The sequence below is a fragment of the Moraxella pluranimalium genome (assembly GCF_002014825.1).
Lineage (GTDB): Bacteria > Pseudomonadota > Gammaproteobacteria > Pseudomonadales > Moraxellaceae > Moraxella > Moraxella pluranimalium.
The window spans coordinates 1-21415 of the sequence record NZ_MUYU01000029.1 but is presented as its reverse complement, the minus strand read 5'-3'; the positions used below and the strand labels follow the sequence as shown (position 1 = coordinate 21415).

Annotated in this window: 18 protein-coding genes; 9 read left to right on the top strand and 9 right to left on the bottom strand. The window is 45.5% G+C overall.

Going from position 1 to position 21415, the window contains the following annotated elements; genetic code table 11:
* Window positions 1-118: 118 nt before the first annotated feature.
* From B0680_RS09535 to B0680_RS09520, 4 genes are all read right to left on the bottom strand, one after another.
* Window positions 119-808 (bottom strand): methionine ABC transporter permease, encoded by a 690-nt coding sequence (locus tag B0680_RS09535; RefSeq protein ID WP_078254864.1) that lies wholly within the window; start codon window positions 806-808, stop codon window positions 119-121.
* Entirely contained in the window at window positions 798-1871 is a 1074-nt protein-coding gene (gene metN, locus B0680_RS09530) for a methionine ABC transporter ATP-binding protein MetN (protein WP_322853491.1), read from the bottom strand. The genes B0680_RS09535 and metN overlap by 11 nt, the downstream gene beginning before the upstream one ends.
* A 66-nt stretch (window positions 1872-1937) precedes the next feature.
* Complete coding sequence (locus B0680_RS09525) at window positions 1938-3542, bottom strand: sensor histidine kinase (RefSeq protein WP_078254863.1); 1605 nt, start codon at window positions 3540-3542, stop codon at window positions 1938-1940.
* 75 nt (window positions 3543-3617) lie between these two features.
* On the bottom strand, window positions 3618-4340 hold the full coding sequence (locus B0680_RS09520) for a response regulator transcription factor (protein ID WP_078254862.1): 723 nt from the start codon (window positions 4338-4340) through the stop codon (window positions 3618-3620).
* A gap of 396 nt (window positions 4341-4736) precedes the next feature.
* Here B0680_RS09520 and B0680_RS09515 point away from each other — a divergent pair, with 396 nt between their 5' ends.
* On the top strand, window positions 4737-5237 hold the full coding sequence (locus B0680_RS09515) for a cytochrome b (protein WP_078254861.1): 501 nt from the start codon (window positions 4737-4739) through the stop codon (window positions 5235-5237).
* Between the two features lie 354 nt (window positions 5238-5591).
* Here B0680_RS09515 and polA read toward each other — a convergent pair whose 3' ends face one another.
* Both polA and B0680_RS09505 read right to left on the bottom strand, forming a co-directional pair.
* On the bottom strand, window positions 5592-8630 hold the full coding sequence (polA, locus tag B0680_RS09510; protein WP_078254860.1) for a DNA polymerase I: 3039 nt from the start codon (window positions 8628-8630) through the stop codon (window positions 5592-5594).
* Window positions 8631-8664: 34 nt separating this feature from the next.
* A complete protein-coding gene (locus B0680_RS09505) occupies window positions 8665-8946 on the bottom strand; it encodes a hypothetical protein (protein WP_078254859.1) in 282 nt (93 codons plus the stop codon).
* Between the two features lie 140 nt (window positions 8947-9086).
* Here B0680_RS09505 and B0680_RS09500 point away from each other — a divergent pair, with 140 nt between their 5' ends.
* Entirely contained in the window at window positions 9087-10670 is a 1584-nt protein-coding gene (locus B0680_RS09500) for a peptide chain release factor 3 (protein WP_078254858.1), read from the top strand.
* A 252-nt stretch (window positions 10671-10922) separates the two neighbouring features.
* On the opposite strand, the gene B0680_RS10925 is transcribed toward B0680_RS09500, so the two are convergent.
* Window positions 10923-11888: a DUF3761 domain-containing protein gene (locus B0680_RS10925; protein ID WP_228143793.1), complete on the bottom strand. Its 966-nt coding sequence runs from the start codon at window positions 11886-11888 to the stop codon at window positions 10923-10925.
* A gap of 133 nt (window positions 11889-12021) precedes the next feature.
* On the opposite strand from B0680_RS10925, the gene B0680_RS10775 reads away from it, so the two are divergent.
* Window positions 12022-12189, top strand: a complete 168-nt coding sequence (locus tag B0680_RS10775) for a hypothetical protein (RefSeq protein WP_211271274.1) — start codon at window positions 12022-12024, stop codon at window positions 12187-12189.
* Here B0680_RS10775 and B0680_RS10850 read toward each other — a convergent pair.
* Window positions 12186-13763: a DnaJ domain-containing protein gene (locus tag B0680_RS10850; RefSeq protein ID WP_078254857.1), complete on the bottom strand. Its 1578-nt coding sequence runs from the start codon at window positions 13761-13763 to the stop codon at window positions 12186-12188. The genes B0680_RS10775 and B0680_RS10850 overlap by 4 nt on opposite strands.
* Window positions 13764-14029: 266 nt before the next feature.
* Between B0680_RS10850 and B0680_RS09485 the strand changes: the two genes are divergently transcribed.
* The 5 genes from B0680_RS09485 to B0680_RS09465 all read left to right on the top strand — a co-directional run bounded on the left by B0680_RS09485 (window position 14030) and on the right by B0680_RS09465 (window position 20103).
* Window positions 14030-14899, top strand: a complete 870-nt coding sequence (locus B0680_RS09485) for a DMT family transporter (RefSeq protein ID WP_078254856.1) — start codon at window positions 14030-14032, stop codon at window positions 14897-14899.
* A 68-nt stretch (window positions 14900-14967) separates the two neighbouring features.
* A complete protein-coding gene (locus B0680_RS09480) occupies window positions 14968-15774 on the top strand; it encodes a putative RNA methyltransferase (RefSeq protein ID WP_078254855.1) in 807 nt (268 codons plus the stop codon).
* A 95-nt stretch (window positions 15775-15869) separates the two neighbouring features.
* On the top strand, window positions 15870-17486 hold the full coding sequence (locus B0680_RS09475; protein ID WP_211271273.1) for a subtype B tannase: 1617 nt from the start codon (window positions 15870-15872) through the stop codon (window positions 17484-17486).
* Between the two features lie 169 nt (window positions 17487-17655).
* Entirely contained in the window at window positions 17656-18477 is an 822-nt protein-coding gene (locus B0680_RS09470) for an RsiV family protein (protein ID WP_158078324.1), read from the top strand.
* 123 nt (window positions 18478-18600) lie between these two features.
* Window positions 18601-20103: an anthranilate synthase component I family protein gene (locus B0680_RS09465; RefSeq protein WP_407662016.1), complete on the top strand. Its 1503-nt coding sequence runs from the start codon at window positions 18601-18603 to the stop codon at window positions 20101-20103.
* Window positions 20104-20144: 41 nt separating this feature from the next.
* On the opposite strand, the gene B0680_RS09460 is transcribed toward B0680_RS09465, so the two are convergent.
* Window positions 20145-21050 (bottom strand): GTPase family protein, encoded by a 906-nt coding sequence (locus B0680_RS09460; RefSeq protein ID WP_078254852.1) that lies wholly within the window; start codon window positions 21048-21050, stop codon window positions 20145-20147.
* Between B0680_RS09460 and B0680_RS09455 the strand changes: the two genes are divergently transcribed.
* Window positions 21042-21383 (top strand): helix-turn-helix domain-containing protein, encoded by a 342-nt coding sequence (locus B0680_RS09455; RefSeq protein ID WP_228143792.1) that lies wholly within the window; start codon window positions 21042-21044, stop codon window positions 21381-21383. The genes B0680_RS09460 and B0680_RS09455 overlap by 9 nt on opposite strands.
* Window positions 21384-21415 lie beyond the last annotated feature (32 nt).

The following is a 21415-nucleotide window of genomic DNA, read 5'->3' as shown; positions in this document are numbered from 1 at the left end:
CATAAAACCCTTGCTAGAACAAGCGTTTGGATATGACAATCTGGGCAAAAGCTTGTGAAAAAAGCGAATAATGCCAAAAGTCTGATGCAGTATTCGCTAATCTTTTAAGCCGTCGCAATCAGCGGTGATCAACTCTAGCCGCCAAGATATCACCAGCTTTTTGGCAAATCATCACAATCGCCACGATGATGATGGTGGAGATCCATTTGACATAGACCATGTTGCGGTGCTCGCCATAGCTGATGGCAAGATTACCCAGACCGCCACCACCGACGACACCCGCCATCGCCGAATAGCCGATGAGTGACACCAAGGTGAGCGTCACGGCATTGATGAGAATCGGCAGGCTTTCGGGAAAATAATATTTGCTCACCACTTGCCAATGTGTCGCCCCCATCGATTTGGCGGCTTCGGTCAGACCAGTAGGTACTTCAAGCAGGGCATTGGCGGTCAAGCGAGCAAAAAACGGAATCGCCGCCACGCTCAAAGGTACAATCGCTGCTGTTGTGCCAAGCGTCGTGCCCACCAAAAAACGTGTCACTGGCATCAAAATGATCAGTAGGATAATAAACGGCACAGAGCGACCGATATTGATGATGACATCAAGCACGCTAAAGGCGGTGCGATGCTCAAGAATACGACCTTTGTCGGTCAAAAACGCCAAAAACCCCATCGGCAAGCCAATGATGACGGCGATGGCGGTGGCAGCCAGCCCCATGTAGATGGTTTCCCAAGTGGATTGGGCGACCATTTCCCACATTTTTGGGTGCATTTCGCTCATAAAATCGGTGATGAATTTATCCCACATAGCCGAGTATCTCCACATTGACATGATGGTCGGTTAAATATGCAATCGCATGGTTTCGACTGTCGCTATCGCCGATGACTTCAGCGATGGTAAAGCCAAATTTCACACCGCCTGCATAATCCATCTGTGAAGTCAAAATGCTAAACTCCACGCCAAATTGCTTGGTCGCCTGCGAAAACAGTGGCATATCCACCGAATTGCCCGTAAACTCAAATTTCACCAAAGGATGTGATTCTGCCGATGGCGATGATTGTAGTTTTGATAAATAATCATCAGGTAAGCCGATATGGAAAGTTGAGCGGATAAACTCTTTGGCGAGCTCGGTCTGCGGATTGGCAAAAATCTCGCTCACTGTGCCTTGTTCAATCAATACGCCTTGGTCAATGACGGCGACTTTATCGCAGATGCGTTTGACCACATCCATCTCGTGCGTGATGAGCAAGATGGTGATGCCAAGCTGTTGATTGATTTGTTTTAATAGCTTAAGAATCGACTGCGTGGTCGCAGGGTCTAGTGCGGATGTGGCTTCATCACACAGTAGTACCTTTGGGTCGGATGCGAGCGCACGAGCGATGGCGACACGCTGTTTTTGACCGCCAGACAGATTGGCGGGGTAGGCGTCTTTTTTGTCGGATAACCCAACCAATTCAAGCAGTTCATTGACTTTGGTGGTGATGGCAGATTTTGGCGTGCCTGATAATTCTAAAGGCAAAGCGATATTGTCAAATGCCGTGCGAGAATGTAGCAGATTAAAGTGCTGAAAAATCATGCCGATGTTGCGTCGCTCGATGATGAGTGCTTGCTCGGATAATGCGGTGAGCTCGACACCATCAATGATGACACGACCTGTAGTGGGTCGCTCAAGCAGATTGACACAGCGGATGAGTGTGGATTTGCCTGCGCCTGATGAGCCGATGATGCCGTAGATTTCACCTGGATTGATGGTCAAATCGGTCGGCTGCACGGCTGTAAAGGTGCTGACTTTGCCGTCTTTTTCGATGGTGAATTGCTTGCTGATGCCATGCAGTTCAATCATCGCTTTGGATGGGGCGTGAGTATTCATGATAAAGTTAAGTCAAATCGTCAAATTAACTGATTATTATATCATGAAAATACTCGGTGCTCATACTTATGTTTTGGCTTTGTCCTTGTCTTTGTCTTTATCGTCTGCACTCATCACAGGCTTTGGGCGCATGGGTAGCACCACCAAAAAGCGGGTATGACCTTGCCAAGTGTCGGTGATGATTTTGCCTTGATGGGCTTCGACGATTTGTGAGACGAGCGATAAGCCAAGCCCCGAGCCTTTTTTCTCTTGTTTGAGACGCACAAAGGGGCTAAAAATATCTTCTCTCTTATCTTCGGGGATGCCATTGCCTTGGTCAATAAAGGCAAGTACGGCATAGTTTGGCTGCGGTTTGGCTTTTTCTTTTTCTTTGGTGCGAGTCAGTCGTTTAAGAAAATCGCTGGTTTTTTTGGCGCTTTTAACATCAAGTACATCTGTCGGCTGAATCATATCAGCATCGCTATCATCGATGGTGCAGACGCTATCAAGCAGGCTCTGCGGGATGATGGTGGCATCTTTGGCATCTGCCACACCATACAGATACACTTCAATCGGTGGCACGCCGTGAATCATGGCGTTGTTGAGTAGATTACGCACCAGATGCGTGAGTAGCTTGGGCTGTGCCAACAGGCTAATCGGCTCTGCCATGAGTGTCGCTTCAGGATAGTGCTGACATTCTTGGCGAGTCAGCTCATATAAATCCACTTGCTCGGCGGCTTGTAGGGCATGACCGGCATCTAGGCGTGAGACCAGTAGGATACTCTCAACCAAATCATTTAGCCCTGTCAAATCACGATTCACCGCCGCTGCTCGTTTATCAAACTTAGCTTTGGTGTTGTCATCCAGACGACTTGCGAGCATATCCATCATCTCAATCTGCAAGCGAATACGAGTAATCGGCGTGCGAAACTCGTGCGATGCGTGTGCAAGCAGTAGGCTGTTGGCATTGATAAGCTGTTCGATTTTTTGTGCTGATTGGTTAAACCCGTGTGCTAGTACGGCGATTTCGTCATTGCCATGTTCGCTGACACGCACGCTAAAATCCCCTTCGCCAAGTCGGCTCATCTGACGGCTCATTTGGTTAATCCGCCAAGTCATGCTGTGCGAAATCCACCACAGCACCGCCGACATGATGACAAGTAGCAGTAAAGTCCCCGAAAATAGGTTGAACCACGCCATCAACGGGCGTTCAGGCGACTGTTTGCGAGATTCGTACCATAGAGTGTAGCCAAGTGCGCTATCAACGGTGATGTGTGGCGGGGCAGGTGAGAAAATCTCACTAATCCACGGCTGTTCGGGCAACAGTCTGCTTGGTAGTTCGGTGTTTTCGGTTTGGAGAATCAGCTGACCTGCTGGGTCGTACAGACCGATTTTGGCGTTGAGACTTTCATCAAAAATATCAAAGCTTTTTTTGATAACGACTAAAGCAAAGCGAGCTTGTAGGCGGTTATTTTGGGCATTTAGTTGTTCAGCTTCTGCCAAAAATGGCTCAATCTGTGTCATGATTTGGCTAGCAATCGCACGAGAGCGTGCCGAGTCTGAATTGTTGTGCGTAAACTGCGACAACAACACAAAGGCGATGGCAAAGCCTACCAATGCCAAAAAGACACTGATAAATAACCGTGCCGAAATCGAGCGAAAGCCAAATTTACCATGCGAAGCTGAATTCATAACAAACCATCAATTTGAAAAACAACGAAAACCATCAAACGATTGCTTGATGGTTTTTGGATAATTTTTGATCAATTACACTTGATCGGTGGCGAACTGATAACCGACACCACGCACAGTGATGATGCGTTTTGGTTGGCGTGGATTGTCTTCGATCAGCGCACGCAGGCGAGAGATATGTACATCGATAGCACGATCGATATTCTCTGAGCTATCGTCATTTGGCATCGCTTGCCATAGCTGTTCACGGTTGAGTACTTTGCCTGCGTGGGTGGCAAAATAGTGCAATAACTGGAACTGATGCGTCGTCAGGCGAACGGGTTTTTCGTCGATGGTGACTTCGTGGCTGTCAGGATAGACGGTCAAGCGACCAAAGGTTAAGCTACCTGAATTGGTGTCTGCTTGGTTCGGTGTCTCATGGCGACGCAAGACGGCACGAATACGAGCCAACAGCTCTCGTGGCTCAAACGGCTTGGCGATATAGTCATCCGCACCCATCTCAAGACCCAGTACACGATCGGTGGTGTCGCCTTTTGCGGTCAGCATCACGATTGGCACTTTGTTGATCATGGCGTTTTTGGATGAACGCACTTTTTGGCAGACTTGCATACCATCCATATCAGGCAGCATCAAATCTAGCACGATCAAGCTGATATCACGCTCTTTGGCTTCTAGGATATCAAGACCGCCTTGACCGGTCGGTGCATGATGCACTTCATAATAGTTCATGGACAGATAGTCGCTGATCAGCTCGGCTAGATCTGGATCGTCTTCGATGAGTAGAATTTGTTTATTCATAATAATGCCTTATTTTCCTAAAATATTAACACAAATCAATGATACATATCTTGCCAATATTTGTACAGATTGGCAAGTGCTAAATTGTAGTCATTTGCAAGAGTTTTTCGCTGATTGCTCACAAATACCTGAATTGGCAAATTGTCAGTAACAATTGCAAAAATTCCTAAAGATTAGCTATGATTAATAACCGGTAGTGATAGCTAAACTTAGCCACGCTAATTCATTGTGGGTAATTGTCGTCTGTAATGATAATTATCAATAATATGACTATGAAACAGTGATACAAAACGCTACATTCTAGGCATACAATTTTAGCAATGATTTGTTATAATTGCCCAACTTTTAATCAATAGACTGACGATTTATAGCACCGATTGGTGTTTTGGAGAAATTATGGCGACTGTTCAAAAATACAGCATATTAACCCGTTTATTTCACTGGGTTGGGGCACTGTTGATTGTAGCTGCTTGGGTGCTGATTGAGCAGGGCGAAGAGTTTATTAGCCTGCACAAGGCGGTGGGATTTAGCTTTTTGATTTGGACGGTGCTACGCATCCTAAATCGCTTGGTGAGTAAAGCGCCACCACCTGTGCCGATGTCAAAACTACAAACCGGCATTGCGCATTTGGTACATCTAGGGCTGTATGTGGCGATGCTAGGTATGCCTTTGACCGGTTTGCTTGGTGCTTTGTACAATGGCTATGGCGTGAGCGTGTTTGGTTTGTTCCAAATCCCCGGCTTTGCCACGACCAATTATGACTTGGCAGACCAGTTGATGGACGTACATCAACATTTGATGTGGCCGCTACTGCTTGGTTTGGTGGGTGCGCATATTTTGGGCGCGCTACATCATCAATTTATCCTAAAAGATAATCTCATCGCTCGTATGCGTTAAGCGCTGATGACGATAAAAGCAAGCTTTCATGGCTTGCTTTTTTGTGGGGAAAATTGACAAAACCGCTTTGTACGAAATATCTTACAACAATTGACGCATTTTGCGTATTTTCATTATGCATAAAATAACGCATAATACGCACATAGCAACGGAGAACCCTGATGGAGCAGGGCAAGGATGAAATGCTATTCAAGGAAGGTTGGTAAGGATACGGATTTTACGGTGGTAAAATCAAGGAAAACAACGGGCGGTGTCTGATGGCATCGCCCGTTGTTTTTGCGCATTGGTTTATCAGTCAAAAAATAAACCGTTCATCTTAATGATAAACGGTTTGTGGGTTTTTTGAGCCAAATATCAATGCGCCTGATCCCAGTTATCACCGATACCGACTTCGACGACGAGTGGCACGGCAAAGTCCACCTGCCAACCACGAGCTTTGGCAAAGTCATCCAGCACCGATTGCATGGCGTCTTTAATGATGATGGCGACGTCATCTGCTTTATCTGCATCGACTTCAAAGACCAGCTCATCATGCACTTGTAGCAGTAGCTTGGCATGGTCTTTTGGCAGTACTTGATCGACAGCAATCATCGCAAGCTTGATAATCTCGGCGGCTGAGCCTTGTAGCGGTGCGTTGATGGCGGCACGCTCGGCGGCTTCTTTGATCATGCGATTGCTACTATTAATATCGGGCGAATACAGCTTACGCCCAAGCAGGGTCTGCACATAGCCGTGCAGTTTGGCATGGGCTTTGGTATTTTCCATATAGTCATGGATGGCAGGGTAGCGAGCAAAATAGCGTTTGATATAATCCTGCGCCACCGCACGATCGACGCCAAGCTGTTTGGCTAGGCCAAAAGCACTCATGCCATATAATAGCCCAAAATTCACCGCCTTGGCAGCTCGGCGCTCGTTCGATGTCACCGCATCAAGTGGCTTATTCATGATTTCACTGGCGGTGGCGGTGTGAATGTCTAGTCCACGATGAAATGCATCAATCAGTCGTTCATCCCCGCTAAAATGCGCCATCAAGCGTAGCTCAATCTGTGAGTAGTCCGCTGCCATGATGACACGACCTGTTGGCGCGATGAATGCTTCACGAATCAGACGCCCTGTATCGGTGCGAATCGGGATATTTTGTAAGTTTGGGTCAGATGACGACAGGCGACCTGTGGTAGTGAGCGCCTGATGGTAGCTTGTGTGCACTCGGTTGTCCTTGTCAGCGGCACGAGCGAGTGCATCGGTGTAGGTGCTTTTTAGCTTGGATAAACTGCGATGCTCAAGCACGACATCGACGAGCGGATGATCGATTTTGGCAAGTACAGCTTCGGATGTCGAGTATTGACCGGTTTTGGTTTTTTTGCCGCCTGATATGCCAAGCTTATCAAACAAAATCTCGCCAAGCTGTTTTGGGCTTGCTAGATTAAACTTTTCACCGGCAAGCTGTTCGGCTCGCTGCTCTAGCCCCAAAATCTCGGTATCAAAGCGGTGCGACAGCGTACCAAGAAACTCGGTCGCAATCAAAATCCCGTCATGCTCCATCTGTGCCAAAATCTGTGCTGTTGGGATTTCAAGCTCATGCAATAGGTGGTGCGCTGTGCTATCTTTGGATAGATATTGTGAAAATATACTAAATAGTCTAAAAGTAATATCAGCATCTTCGCAAGCATAGTGGGCAGCGGTGTCGATGTCGATTCTGTCGAAAGTGAGCTGTTTTACACCTTTGCCTGCAATGTCTTCGAAGGTGGTCGTCGTCACGCCCAGATAGTGCTTGGCGATGTCATCCATATTGTGCCGTGTGGCGACATTGTGAATGACATAACTGGCTAACATGGTATCAAACCAACCTGCCCACTGTCGCCCCATTGCTGCGTTAGGCTCGCTCACAGTACTGGTTGTACAGTTTCGCTCGCCTGCCTTGCACTCCGACGACATTGGATTGGTTGGTGTCTTGAGTGTGTGAATGATGTCGATACCATAATTGGCAAAAATATGCGCATCATATTTGATGTGTTGACCGATTTTGCCGATATTTGGGTTTTCTAGTAGTGGTTTGAATTTGGCAAGGACGGTATCTCTTGGCAATTGTCCATCGAGTAATACGCCCAAATCATCGACATGACCGACAGGGATATAATAAGCATCGAAGTTTTGATAAGCGATGCTGATACCGACCAGTTCAGCCTGTTGCCAGTTGATACTTGTGGTCTCGGTATCAATGGCAAAATACGGCACAGTGTGAAGTTTATCTAACAACTTATAAAGCTCATCCATCGTGCTGATGGTCTGATAGGTGGTAGGCTGTGATGGCAGACTGGGCACACTAAGCGTATCAGTAGTTTCATTTAGTATGCCAAGCTCCCCAAAGGCTTGTGCAAACTGTGCTTCAAGCTCGGCATCCATCTTGGCATCACTATCGGTGCTGTCATCATCGGCATGAAAGGCAGTTTCAAGCTTGGCAAGCTTATCACTGATGGCGCTAATCTCGGTGCGAAACTCAAGCTCGCTAAATAAGCGGTGCAATTCATGCAGGCGTGACAAATCATCACTGTTATCAAGCTTGATATCATCAAAATCAAACGGCAAGCGCAGATTGGTCACGATGGTCGCAAGCGTGCGATTGAGCGGAATCTCATCACGGTGTTCGGTTAGGTTTTTGCCCACGACGCCTTTGATGTCATCGAGATTTGCCAAGATGCCATCGATGTCTTGGTATTCGGTGAGTAGTTTGGCGGCGGTTTTGGCACCGATTTTTGGGATGCCTGCGATGCCATCGGACGCATCACCCATCAGCGTCAGATAGTCGGCGATTTGGGTGGCAGTGACGCCAAATTTTTCGATGACTTGGGCAGGGTCGGTCAGCTTACCGGTGAAGCTATCTTCGAGCGTCACGCAGTCATTGACGAGCTGCGCCATGTCCTTGTCACCGGTTGAGATGATGACAGGGTGGCCTGCTTGACAAGCTTGATGCGCAAGCGTGCCAATGATGTCATCTGCTTCAAAGCCGTCAAGCTTAATCAAGGGAATGCCAAGCAGTTCAATCATGCGATGAATATAAGGAATCTGCACCCGCAAATCATCATCCATCGGTGGGCGATGCGCCTTGTAGCTGTCGGATAGTTCATGGCGAAAGGTCGGTGCTTTGGTGTCAAATGCCACCGCCATATAGGCAGGCTTGTAGCGACGCATGAGCTTGTTTAGGGCGTTTAGCACGCCACGAATGGCATTGGTCGGCAGACCGTCTTTGTTGGATAAAGGCGGCAGTCCAAAAAAGCAGCGAAACAGATAATATGAGCCATCGACCAGCACCACAGGCGCGCGCGTGCTATCGATGTGGCTGGTGTCAAATTTGGCAAGGTTTGGGATGTTTGTATAATCGGTCAAATCAGTCATGGTATGTTCTTTATGGTGAGATTGGGCGGTGAAATCAGCGGATATCCGCTCGAATCCATTTAGGATAACGGACGGCAAGCTTGGTGCAGATGGTTTTGGCAAGGATTTGGATGATAAAAGCAAAGACAATCATCACGCCGAAGTAGATGGCGATCTCAAGTGTGCTTTTATTATCCAGTCCTGCACGCTGACTGGCGGAGAATACGAGCACAAAGCCAAGCACCATCATGGCGTATTTGAGCCACAGTTTGCGCTGATAGACATTAAGCGCAACCAAAATCAAACCAAGTAGTGCATAAATCACGGTAAGAGCCATAAAAATCTCATTGTATCAAGCGAGTATTAGCCATCATTATAGCAGTCAATACCGTCATTTCATACTCAAAAATTTCTTGAATTGTGCTATAATTTGCCATCATTTTTCTTATAAATTTGCCAAACTGACCGAATACGATTATGACCACTCAACTCTCCGAAATTCAGCGTCGCCGCACCTTTGCCATCATCTCGCACCCTGACGCGGGTAAAACCACCATGACCGAAAAGCTCCTGCTGTGGGGACAGGTCATCCAAAAAGCAGGCGAAGTCAAATCCCGCAAGACCGACAAACACGCCACATCCGACTGGATGAGCATGGAGCAAGAGCGTGGGATTTCTATCACCACATCCGTCATGCAGTTTCCTTATGGCGATAATATGGTGAACTTACTTGACACCCCTGGACACGCTGACTTTTCTGAAGATACTTACCGTACACTGACCGCTGTGGATAGCGCCTTGATGGTAATTGATGGGGCAAAGGGCGTGGAAGAGCGTACCATTAAGCTCATGGATGTCTGTCGTATGCGTGATACGCCGATTATTTCATTCGTCAATAAGCTTGACCGTGAAATCCGTGACCCTTTATCACTGCTTGATGAAATTGAAAGCGTGCTAAAAATCAAATGCGTGCCGTTTACTTTTCCAATTGGTATGGGGCAGGATTTCGTCGGCGTGTATCATTTGGGCGAAGATAAGACCTACTTTTATAAAAAAGGCTTTGGCACGCAAATCACCGATATCGAAGTGCGTGATGGCTATGACCATGACGACATCAAAGAGCGACTTGGCGAGCTGATGTGGAATGAGTTCCTAGAAGGCTTGGAGCTTGCACAGATGGCACATGAAGACTGGGACGAAAGCGAGTTTTTGGCAGGCAAACAAACACCTGTGCTGTTTGGCACGGCTTTGGGGAATTTTGGGGTAAATATGATTTTGGATGTGCTTACCCAATACGCCCCACCGCCAAAAGACCATGAGACGCTTGAGCGTACCGTCAAAGCAGACGAGCCGGAGTTTACAGGATTTGTGTTCAAAATCCAAGCCAACATGGACCCCAAGCACCGTGACCGTGTCGCCTTTATGCGGATTTGCTCGGGGCGATATGAGCGTGGTATGAAGATGAACCATGTGCGTATCGGCAAAGAAGTGCGTGTGTCGGATGCTTTGATGTTCCTAGCAGGCGACCGTGAGACGCTGGACGAAGCCTATGCAGGTGATATTATTGGTTTGCACAATCACGGCACGATTCAGATTGGCGATAGCTTCACGAGTGGCGAGAATTTGAACTTCACAGGCATTCCGCACTTTGCTCCCGAGCTGTTTCGCCGTGTGGTGCTAAAAGACCCGCTCAAATCCAAACAGCTACAAAAAGGCCTGCAACAACTCTCCGAAGAAGGGGCAACCCAAGTATTTATGCCACAAATCAATAATGATTTGATTCTAGGGGCGGTGGGTGTCTTGCAGTTTGAAGTGGTGGCACATCGCCTAGCCGAAGAATATAAAGTGCAATGCACCTTTGAGCCTGTGTCTATCGCCACCGTACGCTGGGTGCATTGTGATGATAAAGTGGCGTTTGAGAAATTTAAGAAAAAAGCCCATGACCAGTTATCCGTTGATGGCGGTGGCTATCTGACTTATCTTGCCCCAAGCCGAGTGAATTTGCAACTCATGCAAGAGCGGTATCCTGAAGTGGAGTTCCGCGCGACTCGGGAGCATTGATGGTTTGACAAAGCCTCTTTTTTGGCACTATAATAAGAATACAACTCTCCCTTTATAACTGTCATTCAGTTGGCTGTTGTTTAGGGCTAAAAAAACCGCTTTTTGGCGGTTTTTTAATGCTTAGGTGAAATATGAAAACGATTGTTTATGTTGATGGCTATAACTTATTTTATGGATTTTTAAAAAAATATACAATGAATATTATCTACATGAGTTTTGGAAATTAGAAGGGGGTAAAGCGGATACCAATATTCATGACAATTCCATCGGTTGTTGCTGTAGATATTTGGTACGCTCTTGTAGTCTTGGCACTTCACATAAATAGCGATAAGTTTTGGCAATATCAGAGTTGTTGCTTTGAGCTTTGCCATAAGCAGTGCATTCACTTTCTCGTTGATTATTAATTGCTCTTTGTTCTAGACGAATGCTCTCTCTAAATTCTGGATCAAGCGCTTGCCACACCTGATTAATATGATAAATTTCTATGTCATAGGCATTTTTTGCTTCTTTAAGTGTCATAGGTGGATTGGTTGGTACTCTTGGTGCATCCATAATTGGGTTGTTGGTTTTGTCAAATGTAGGTTCGATAATTCTTGTATATCTATTTTCTTGCAAATATCGTGTTCGTGCTTGCAATCTTGGCACTTCACATAAATGACGATACGCCAACTGCTCTTCAGGGTTTTGGGATTGATTTTGTCCATAGACTGTACACTCAGCTTCACGTTGATTATTAATTGTTCTTTGCTCCAAGCGAATACTTTCTCTAAAATTTGGATCAAGTGCTTGCCATGCTTGATTAATGTTAAATATTTCTTGTTTATACATCTGTTTGGCTTGTTCAACGGTAAAGATTTGTTGGGTTTGTTCAATTTGGTGGGCATTTTGGATCGGCTCTATTGTTTCAAGCGGATTCTGGATGGATTGTGTGTTTGCTGTATGAATTTGTGTTGATGTTGATGTGTAAGTACGGGTAGATATAGTTTCAGGGGTTGATGGGTTATCATTTAGCCAATATTTTACACCACCATGGTGCGAGCAAGTGCCACTACGGCTTGTACTGTAACTGTAAGTACCGTCTCGACATTCAGCAGTGGCATTAGATGGTATTTGATTGGTGGTTTCAAGCAAATTGTCATAATTATGATTTGTGAATCGGTGATTTTTTGGTTTATCGTCGTTGTTAAATATAACATAGATAATAACGATAATACCCATCCAGATTACCCAATTGTTCTTCATTGTCCACCACTTTTTTTGTTGCTAAGAGGGGTTGAGTCCATCCCCGTTTAATTTTTTTAATACACCGATATGTCCAATGTCAGCACTACGCATGCGATAAAAGAAGAAAATGGATTTTTTTCGTTACCAATTGGCGATAGCTGTGATAATTATACTAAGCAAACATTGTGACAACATCCAAAAAGTTGAAAAATTACAACTTATCATTGGCCACCAAAAACAACTGCTTGAGCAAAAAGACAAAGAAAGCGAACTGCTAAGACGATTGCTTGATTAATGTAACTGTGCCCACCCATTTTGATCTTCTATATATAGCAACATAGCTAAACCTTGCGCAAACAGATGAACCTCTTGTCCTGACATGTTGGCATTTTGATAAAGAAAAATATTGCCAGCTTCGGCCAACTCAATTGATCTCTGATTTTGCAAAGTAAAGCCTTTATGCAAACCATGTGCATCCCCGATTGCCGCCTGCTGACGAATATCAAACCCTTGATAGCGATAGTCGATGGGTATATTATGCCATTGTTGTGCAATGGCAACAAAAGCATTGCATAGCTCACTATCATAGCACTCTTGAGTGGTTGGGGCGAGTTCAGGCTTGTGATAAACTGCCATTATATTGCTGTAATCGGTTGTGACCACCGTATTTGATGCATCGGGTGTGGGTTGTGTGCCAGTACCTGCATTCTGATAAATCCAACCTTTTAGGAAGGTGTATTGAGGGGTGTTGCAAGTACTTAGATTGCTATTTGTTGCACAAAAATTTCCATGGTAGTCAACATGAAACCAACCATTGTTATAATGGGCATCATTTGTGTCGGTGGTGATGATTAGTTCCTCGCCTTGAGGGATAATGCCAAGAATTGAACAGTTAGCCGAGGCGCATTCATATAAATAAATATCTTGGGCTGTTGTAATAATTTCTCCCAATTGGTGTACTGCTTGTGGGCTGTTAGATTTGATTGATGGTGTTGATTCAACAGAGTTGTTGGACTGCTGATGCGTATTTTCGCCACCTTGATTTGCTAGGCTTATAGTTTGGCGTATTTCTGAAACAGCGATCGCTAGCATCGCAAGGTTGATGGCTATCAAAAGAAGGGATAGGTAGATAAAAGAATAGTCGTATCTTGCATTCTTATGTTGGAAATTTTTGTTTGGGATACGCGGATCGGCACCGAATTGATTTACGCCTTTTGTAGCCGGGGCAAAAAGTATAATTAGCTGAACAAAAGGTAAAGCTGTCCACCAGCCACTATAGTTGCAGTCGTGCAATCTTTTGATGGAAATAAATGTGATGAACAAATATGGAATTAGCTCTAGTATTAAAAGTGCCATCATAGATAACACAGGGATTTCGCCTGTAATTGCAGCATCCATACCTAGATGAACTCCAGCGTCATGAGTAAGATTTCGAATAAATATTGCAAGAACAGCGGTTGGGATAAATAGCAGAATATAAGTGCGTCTCCTCATGCGACCATGCATTGACCAAAAAGAATGCAAGGCATGCTTGGTCTGTGCTGAATAATAGGTGAAGTCATGCCTCTGATAGGGGTTGGTTCTTTCATGATCGTTGGAGCGCTGGTAATTATAAGTACGCTTAGTGTTTTGAGAATATTGTGTTTCTTGTGCATCAATCCACTGATCATATTGGGCTCGACGGCTGGGATCCGACAGGACTTCATAAGCTTCATTGATGCTTTTCATCATTTGTTCGGCGTCAGAATTGTTTGGGTTCTTATCTGGATGATATTTGCTCGCAAGTGCTTTGTAAGCGGCTTTAATAACTTCGGGTTGTGCATCGCGTGATACACCAAGGCTGTCGTAGTGGGTATGAATCTTGGTCATAAAGCTATATTGGATTTATAAATACAGTAAAGATTTTACAATTAATTGGTAATAAGTTTATAGTAAATATGCTAATAAAAGCAATAGTTATTATAAAAATACTTATGACTGTAAATTTGAAGAAGAATTGTTGAATGTGCATGCGTTTACATTAATACATAAGATTGATAAGATGCATCTGAAAATAAAATGTATTAACACAGTGTTTTACTAGCCATCTCCCAATTATGATACAATACCCCAAATCGTATCCATTAAAGAACATCATGCCCAAAACTCCCCACACTGACACAGGTTCATTTCTCGGCTCGCTATGGATGGTCGCGGGGTCGGTGTGCTTTACCGTGATGGGGATTTTGGTCAAGATGACGGGACTGAGATTCGCCATGCACGAGTACGAGCTGGTGTTTTGGCGAGTGGCGTTTGCTGCGGTGGTGCTTGGTGTGCAGGCGATGCTGATAGGTCAGTCTTTTGCTACCGCCTATCCCAAAGAACATTTTTGGCGGTCATTGGCAGGCACGACAGCACTGTGCATGATTTTTTATAGTATCAATCATCTGCCTTTGGCGACGGCGACGACTTTTAGCAATACTTCGGCGATATTTTTGGCGATTTTATCAGTGGTGATTTTAAAGCAGATGCCTAGCCGTACCACTTGGTTTGCCCTGATACTTGGCTTGATTGGCATTGGGCTGATACTACGCCCGAGTATCTTGGGGCATGGTGTGCTACCGACTTTGATGGGGCTTGGCGGTGGTGCGATTGCAGGCTATGCCTATTTGCAGGTGCGAGAGCTGTCACTGCTTGGTGAGCCGTCGTGGCGGATTGTGTTTTATTTTTCGGCATTGGCGACTGTGCTATCAGCGGTGGCGAGCACGGTGGTTGGCTGGACGCCGCTGCGCCTTGAGATGTTGCCGTATTTGCTTGGCATTGGTGTGACAGCGATAGGTGGGCAGATGCTGATGACGCACGCTTATAAGGTTGGGCGTAAGTTTATGGTATCGGCATTAGGCTATCTGTCGGTGGTGCTATCCACGCTGTATGGGGTGGTGGCGTTTGATGAAGTGCTACCGATGATGGCGATGGTGGGGATTGGACTTGTGATTGTCAGTGGGATTTTGGCGGGCAAGAAATGAGCACACCCACCCAAAAAGCGACACAGCTGTGCTACAATAGTCGATAATTTTTATTAATGCCCGAAACCATGCTGACCTGCCCAATCTGCCAACAGTCTTTGACACTGACCCAAAAAAGCTACCGCTGTCCATCCAATCACAGCTTTGATATCGCCAAAGAAGGCTATGTCAATCTGCACGTCGTCCAGCACAAAAAGAGCAAAAATCCCGGTGATACGCCCGAGTCAGTAGCGGCACGCCGTGCGTTTTTGTCGGCAGGGTATTATCAGCCACTCAAAGATGCCATCAAGCAGACGCTATCGTCACTGCCTGCCAAGGCAGTGCTGGATATCGGCTGCGGTGAAGGCTACTATACTGATGGCTTGGCAGATGTCGCCGAGCAGGTGATAGCGATTGATATCGCCAAATCAGCGGTGCAAATCGCTGCCAAAGCGGACAAGGCACAGCGTATCACTTGGGTGGTGGGCACAGGCGCGGTATTGCCTGTGGCAGATGGTATGGTGGATGTTTGCACAAGCCTATTTAGCCCCTTGCCAAAAGATGAGATGCGCCGAGTGTTGACGGCAGATGGTCATCTGATTGTGGCGACGCCAGCACCGCATCATCTGTATGCTATGCGTCAGGCGTTGTTTGGACAAGTGATTGCCCATGAGCCTGAGAAATTCATCGCAAGCCTTGCCTCAGAGTTTGTACTCATCGATGAGCGGATTATCCATGCGGATATGACGCTTGATAATACGAATCTTAAGCACCTGATTGCCATGACGCCTTATGCATACAAGGCAAAAGCGGACAAACGAGCCGAGCTTGAACGCCTGGATGTGCTTGATGTGCGTGGCGAGTTTTGTGTTTATGTGTTTAAAAAATCCCAATAAAGACAACAGTATCAATTTACAAAAAATAACATATCCAACTAAATCTTGAATGATGATGGTGATAAAATAAGAATTATTCTTATTAGGGAATTTTTATGAAATCATCATTCAAGCCCATCATCACCGCCATGAGCGCAAGCCTTGCCCTAGCAGGGTGTTCGACCATCGCATCCACCATCGCCACAGTGAATAATAATCCTGTCAATATCAGTATCATTGATGGTAAATTGCCTACCGTCACAACGAGCACCGCCAATGCGTTGCAGTTTGATGTCAATAATTATAAACCGCTTGATGTCACGGTGGATAACCAAACCATCAAAGTGCGTGCCTATGAGAACATCGCCTATGTCGCAAATCCTGTGGATACCGCTTATCAGTCGATGAATATTTATATTCCCGAAAGTTATTTTGAAGATAAATCCATCAATGGCTATACCGCAGCCACCGCCCCTATTTTTATGCCTAATGCAGTCGGTGGCTATATGCCTGCTAAGCCCATGACGGTGGGCGTAGGTCGTGATGGTAAGCCAAACAGTGTGGCACAGGCACTGCATCGTGGTATGATAGTCGCATCGGCAGGGGCAAGGGGTCGCACGCTAAAGAGCGAGCAGGGCGAGTATTATGGTAAAGCCCCCGCAGCGATTGTGGATTTAAAGGCGGCGGTGCGCTATCTGAAGGCAAATGATGGCGTGATGGCAGGCGATGCGGGTAAAATCATCGTCAACGGCACATCGGCAGGCGGTGCGATGACGGCACTGCTTGGGGCGACGGGCGATAGCGCAGACTATGAGCCGTATTTGCAGAAATTGGGCGCTGCCAAAGCATCTGATAGCGTATTTGCGGTGTCAAGCTACTGCCCGATTACCAATCTTGAGCATGCTGATATGGCGTACGAATGGCAATTGGCTGATGTCGTCGATTATAAAAAAATGTCCATCTCCATGCTTGACTATAATGTCAAGCGTGAGCTAGTTCCGGGTACATTAACCGATGGCGAAAAACAAACTGCCCAAGCACTCAAGCAAGACTTTCCAAGTTATGTTAATGGCTTAAAGTTGATAGGGCATGATGGCAAGCTTTTGACCTTGGATAAAGATGGCAATGGCAGCTTTAAAGATGAAGTACTGTATCATCTGAATAAATCGGTCAATACCGCGCATAAGCAAGGCGTGGATTTGAGCAGTTATGCCTTTTTGGCACAAAAAAAATCTGCCGAGCCGTATTATATCGCTGATTATAGTGAGTTTTTAAAGGCTTATACAGGTCGCTCAAAAACGCCGCCTGCTTTTGATGCCTTAGATTTGTCCGCAGGCGAGAATAATCTGTTTGGCGATAATGCCACCGATAATCGCCATTTTACTGCCTTTGGTGTTAAGCACAGCACCGCCACAGATGCCAAAGTGGCAGATGCTCAGACGGTGAAACTGATGAACCCGATGGCGTATTTGGACGATAAAACCGCCAACACCGCCCTGCATTGGCGCATCCGTCATGGGGCAAAAGACAGCGATATAGGCTTTGCCATTCCTGTGATTTTGGCAACCAAGCTTGCTAATCAAGGCAAAAATGTCGATTTTGCGATGCCGTGGGATAAAGGTCATGGCGGTGATTATGATTTGGACGAGTTATTTGCTTGGGTGGATAGCGTTGCCAAACAATATCCAAATCCAAAATCCATAAACCAAATCAAAAAATCCCAAGGTGATTAACCAATCAGCCATCAGTTATTATTCATACTGATGGCTGATTTGTATTTGGCAGACTTTAGATGATTTGACAATGCTTTGCATTATTTTTAAAGTATGTTATGATGGGCTTATTATGACAATCTTGTGATAAGCTGTTTGGCTAATATGTTGGGATTTTTTGGAGATGAGAATGACAAAGCGTAGCAAGAACAGTGTGTTTGGTGTGGCACTCACGGCTGCCTTGATGATGATGGGTGCGGCACAGGCGAGCGATTTTTATGTGCAGTCCAAGTGGGCTGAGACAGACAGTACGCCATATGAGAGCTGTGGCGAGTATTGCCCGAGCATCGATTATCAGCTGATACACACAGGGCATATGTGGCTTGATAGTGTGATTAATAAAGATGTACTTGCCATCATTGATGTACTGGATGAGCATGATTCAGATTCTGCCATCGCCAAGCAAACCAAAGCTTTTTATAATAAGCCATTGGTGACCGACCGTGAGCTTGCTCGTGAGCTGAATCGTATTACAAATAATCTGGTTGGTGCTGTCAATACCGCGCGTGCCGAAGACAGTATTTATAGCTATTCGGTGATGGCGACACCATCGATGATTGGTATGCACAAAGGGCTTGCCTTGATGCGAATCGATGGTAATGTCTATACGGGCGGGGCACATGATTTGCCAAATAGCTATTACTATGTCTTTGATTTGACAAATAAAAAATTGCTGACACTCGATGACATCATCATCGCAGGACAGCAAGATGCCCTTGAGCAGATGTTATATGCTAAGTTTTATGAATATCTGATTGCGATGGAAGTTGAGCCGTCCGAGATTATGAATAGCTGGGATTTTGCGGTGACAGAAAATTTTATGTTTGATGAGACAGGCGTGGAATTTTTGTATCAGCCCTATGAGATTACGCCTTATGTCTTTGGGATGCCGTCACTGCACCTAAGCTATGCCGAGCTTAAAGGCATTCTAAAATCTCAGTACCTAAAATAATCAAAATCAGCACACCATGTTCGTTATGACTTGGTGTGTTTTTTTATAAAAATTTCGATAAAATTGTGCTATGATAATGACAATTTTTTATGAATTGCATGGATTATAACAATGTCAAATCCGATGACCAAAGATGAATTTTTACAATTCAAACACCGTGGCTACAGCCATGTACCACTCATCAAAAAACGCCTGATGGACGATGCGACACCGGTGTCGGTATTTGCCAATATTCGCAAACTAAACCCAAAAGCTTATTTGTTTGAGTCGGTGGTCGGCGGTGAGCGTTTTGCTCGTTATTCGATGATTGGGCTTGGCAAGGGCGTGTATTTTGAATACCAAGATGGTGTGATGAAAGTCGGCAGCGAGCTGGTGGGCGTGGTGTCGAGTACCCAGACGGACAAGCCATTTGATGAAATCCGCAAATTCATGGCGCAGTTTACCATGCCGACGGTGGAAGATGTGCCAGCTTTGCCGGTGTTTAGCGGTGGTTTGGTGGGGTATTTTGGTTATGATTTGATCCGCACCATTGAGCCATCGGTGGGGCAGTCGGATGCACCCAATCCGCTGAATCTGCCTGATTTATGGCTGATGTTATCGACCGAAGTGGTGGTGTTTGATAATCTTGAGCATACTTTATCCATTGTCGTCTATGCCAATAGTGAGCTTGAAAATGGCTATGAAGATGGACTGGCGCGCCTAGCTGCGATCGAACAAGCACTGGGACAGCGACCTGATTTGACCACGACCACACAGCCTAAGCCAAACTTTGTGTCTGTCACAGGTCAGGATAAGTTCTGCAAGGATGTCAATAAAATCAAAGACTACATCCTAGCAGGTGATGTCATGCAAGTCGTGCCTGCGCAGCGTATGACGGCGGACTTTGATGGGGATGCCTTGAGTGTGTATCGAGCACTGCGTTATCTGAACCCATCGCCGTATTTGTTTATGCTGCACGGCGAAACCTTTGGAGTGGGCAAATCGCCATTTGACATCATCGGGGCATCGCCTGAGATTTTATCTCGTATCGAAGATGGTACGGTCACGGTGCGACCACTGGCAGGTACTCGCCGTCGTGGGCGTGATGTGGCAGAGGATTTGGCACTTGAGGCAGAATTGCTGTCCGACCAAAAAGAAATCGCCGAGCATCTGATGCTGATTGACCTTGGGCGTAATGACATCGGACGAGTATGTCAAATCGGCTCGGTCAAGGTGACGGATAAGATGTTTATCGAACGCTACTCGCAGGTGATGCATATCGCCAGCAATGTCGAAGGACAGGTGCGTGATGATGTCGATGCGCTCGATGTATTTTGTGCGACTTTTCCGGCAGGCACGCTGTCGGGCGCGCCCAAAATCCGAGCCATGCAGATCATTGATGAAGTTGAACCTGTCCGCCGCACGGTGTTTGGTGGGGCGATTGGCTATCTGGGCTGGCATGGTAATATGGATACGGCCATCGCCATTCGTACCGCAGTGATGAAAGATGGCAAGGTTCATGTCCAAGCAGGGGCAGGCGTGGTCGCTGATTCTGACCCGATGGCAGAATGGGATGAGACCAACAAAAAAGCCCTTGCCATCATCAAAGCGGTCGAGATGGCGTGTGATGGGCTTGAGATTGGGTAGGTTTGTTAAAAAAGTCCAGTTTTTAAACTGGACTTTTTGATTTAACCAAATAGTTTCCCCCAAAGTTTTTTGGCACCTTTAAGTAAAGCTGTTTTGGCTTTTTTCGCTGGTTCTTTTAAGATTGGTGGCAACGGTGCATTATCAATAACAATATCAAGGGCTTCATCGACCAAACCCAAAAATCCTTTTAGCGCTTCTTCCTTTGCTTTTTCCGTTTTTTCCTCTTCGGGGACTGACGCCAAGAAACTGCTTTGTGCTTGCCTAGGCATATTATAGATAATGTTCTCAATCAGTAAATTTATATTGTAATTTCTTGCCTCATTCTTTTCTTCATCATAATCATGGGCAATGGATACAATGTTGCTATAGCTACTAATATTAAAATCTTGTGCGATTAATTTAAGTTTTTCGCTGATTGTTTCTTGTTGGCGTTTGCCAGGCTTGAATGAATCCCAGTCCCATTCTTTTGTTGGGTGCGTTTTATCGCATTGACTTAAAACAAAGATGATTTGTTCTTTTTTGTAGCGCTGGGTTAGCCATTGATAAAATTCCAAATCGTCTTTTTGAGCACGGTCATCAACTTTAATTACCCATAAGATGATATCCAACTTGGGTAATTGCTCTTCATAAAGCTTCAAATATTCATCGTGGCGCTCAGGATTTTCAGCAATGCCTGGCAAGTCCACAAATACCAATTCGCGATTTTTAATTTGAACAACTTCTTCTTGTAAATTGCGTGTACAGCCACCCAAGTGACCAACTTTAAATACTTGCTTGCCAACAATAGCATTGGCAAGTGATGATTTGCCTGCACCTGACTTGCCCATAATACCGACTCGTGGCGTATAATTGGCAATGCTATTCAGTTGTTCACGCAACTTATTTTGAATTTCTGGTGGTAGATTTTCCATCCAGTCATTCAAGGATTGATTGGTAGATTGACTCATAAATACTCCTATAAATTTGCACCTGTTTTGGGTGCATTATATATTGTCCCTAAAATAGGTGCAATGAAAAATTTGCGTCTATCTATACATTCTGATCAACATCAGCATTTAAGAGAAATTTTTATTGCTCAAAGAAAATCTTTAGGATTATCCCAGCGGGCTTTAGCAGAGCGATTGGGCGTGGTTTATTCGTTTGTTGGCAAGGTGGAGACGGGAGATCGCAGATTGGATGTGTTTGAGTTTATTGTTTATTGTCAAGGTTTACAACTTGATCCTGTTAAGGTTTTAATGGATTTGCAAAACATGCTAAAAGTTGAGGCATTAGAAAAATAAAAGCAGCCAAAATAATGAACCGACCCCCAATT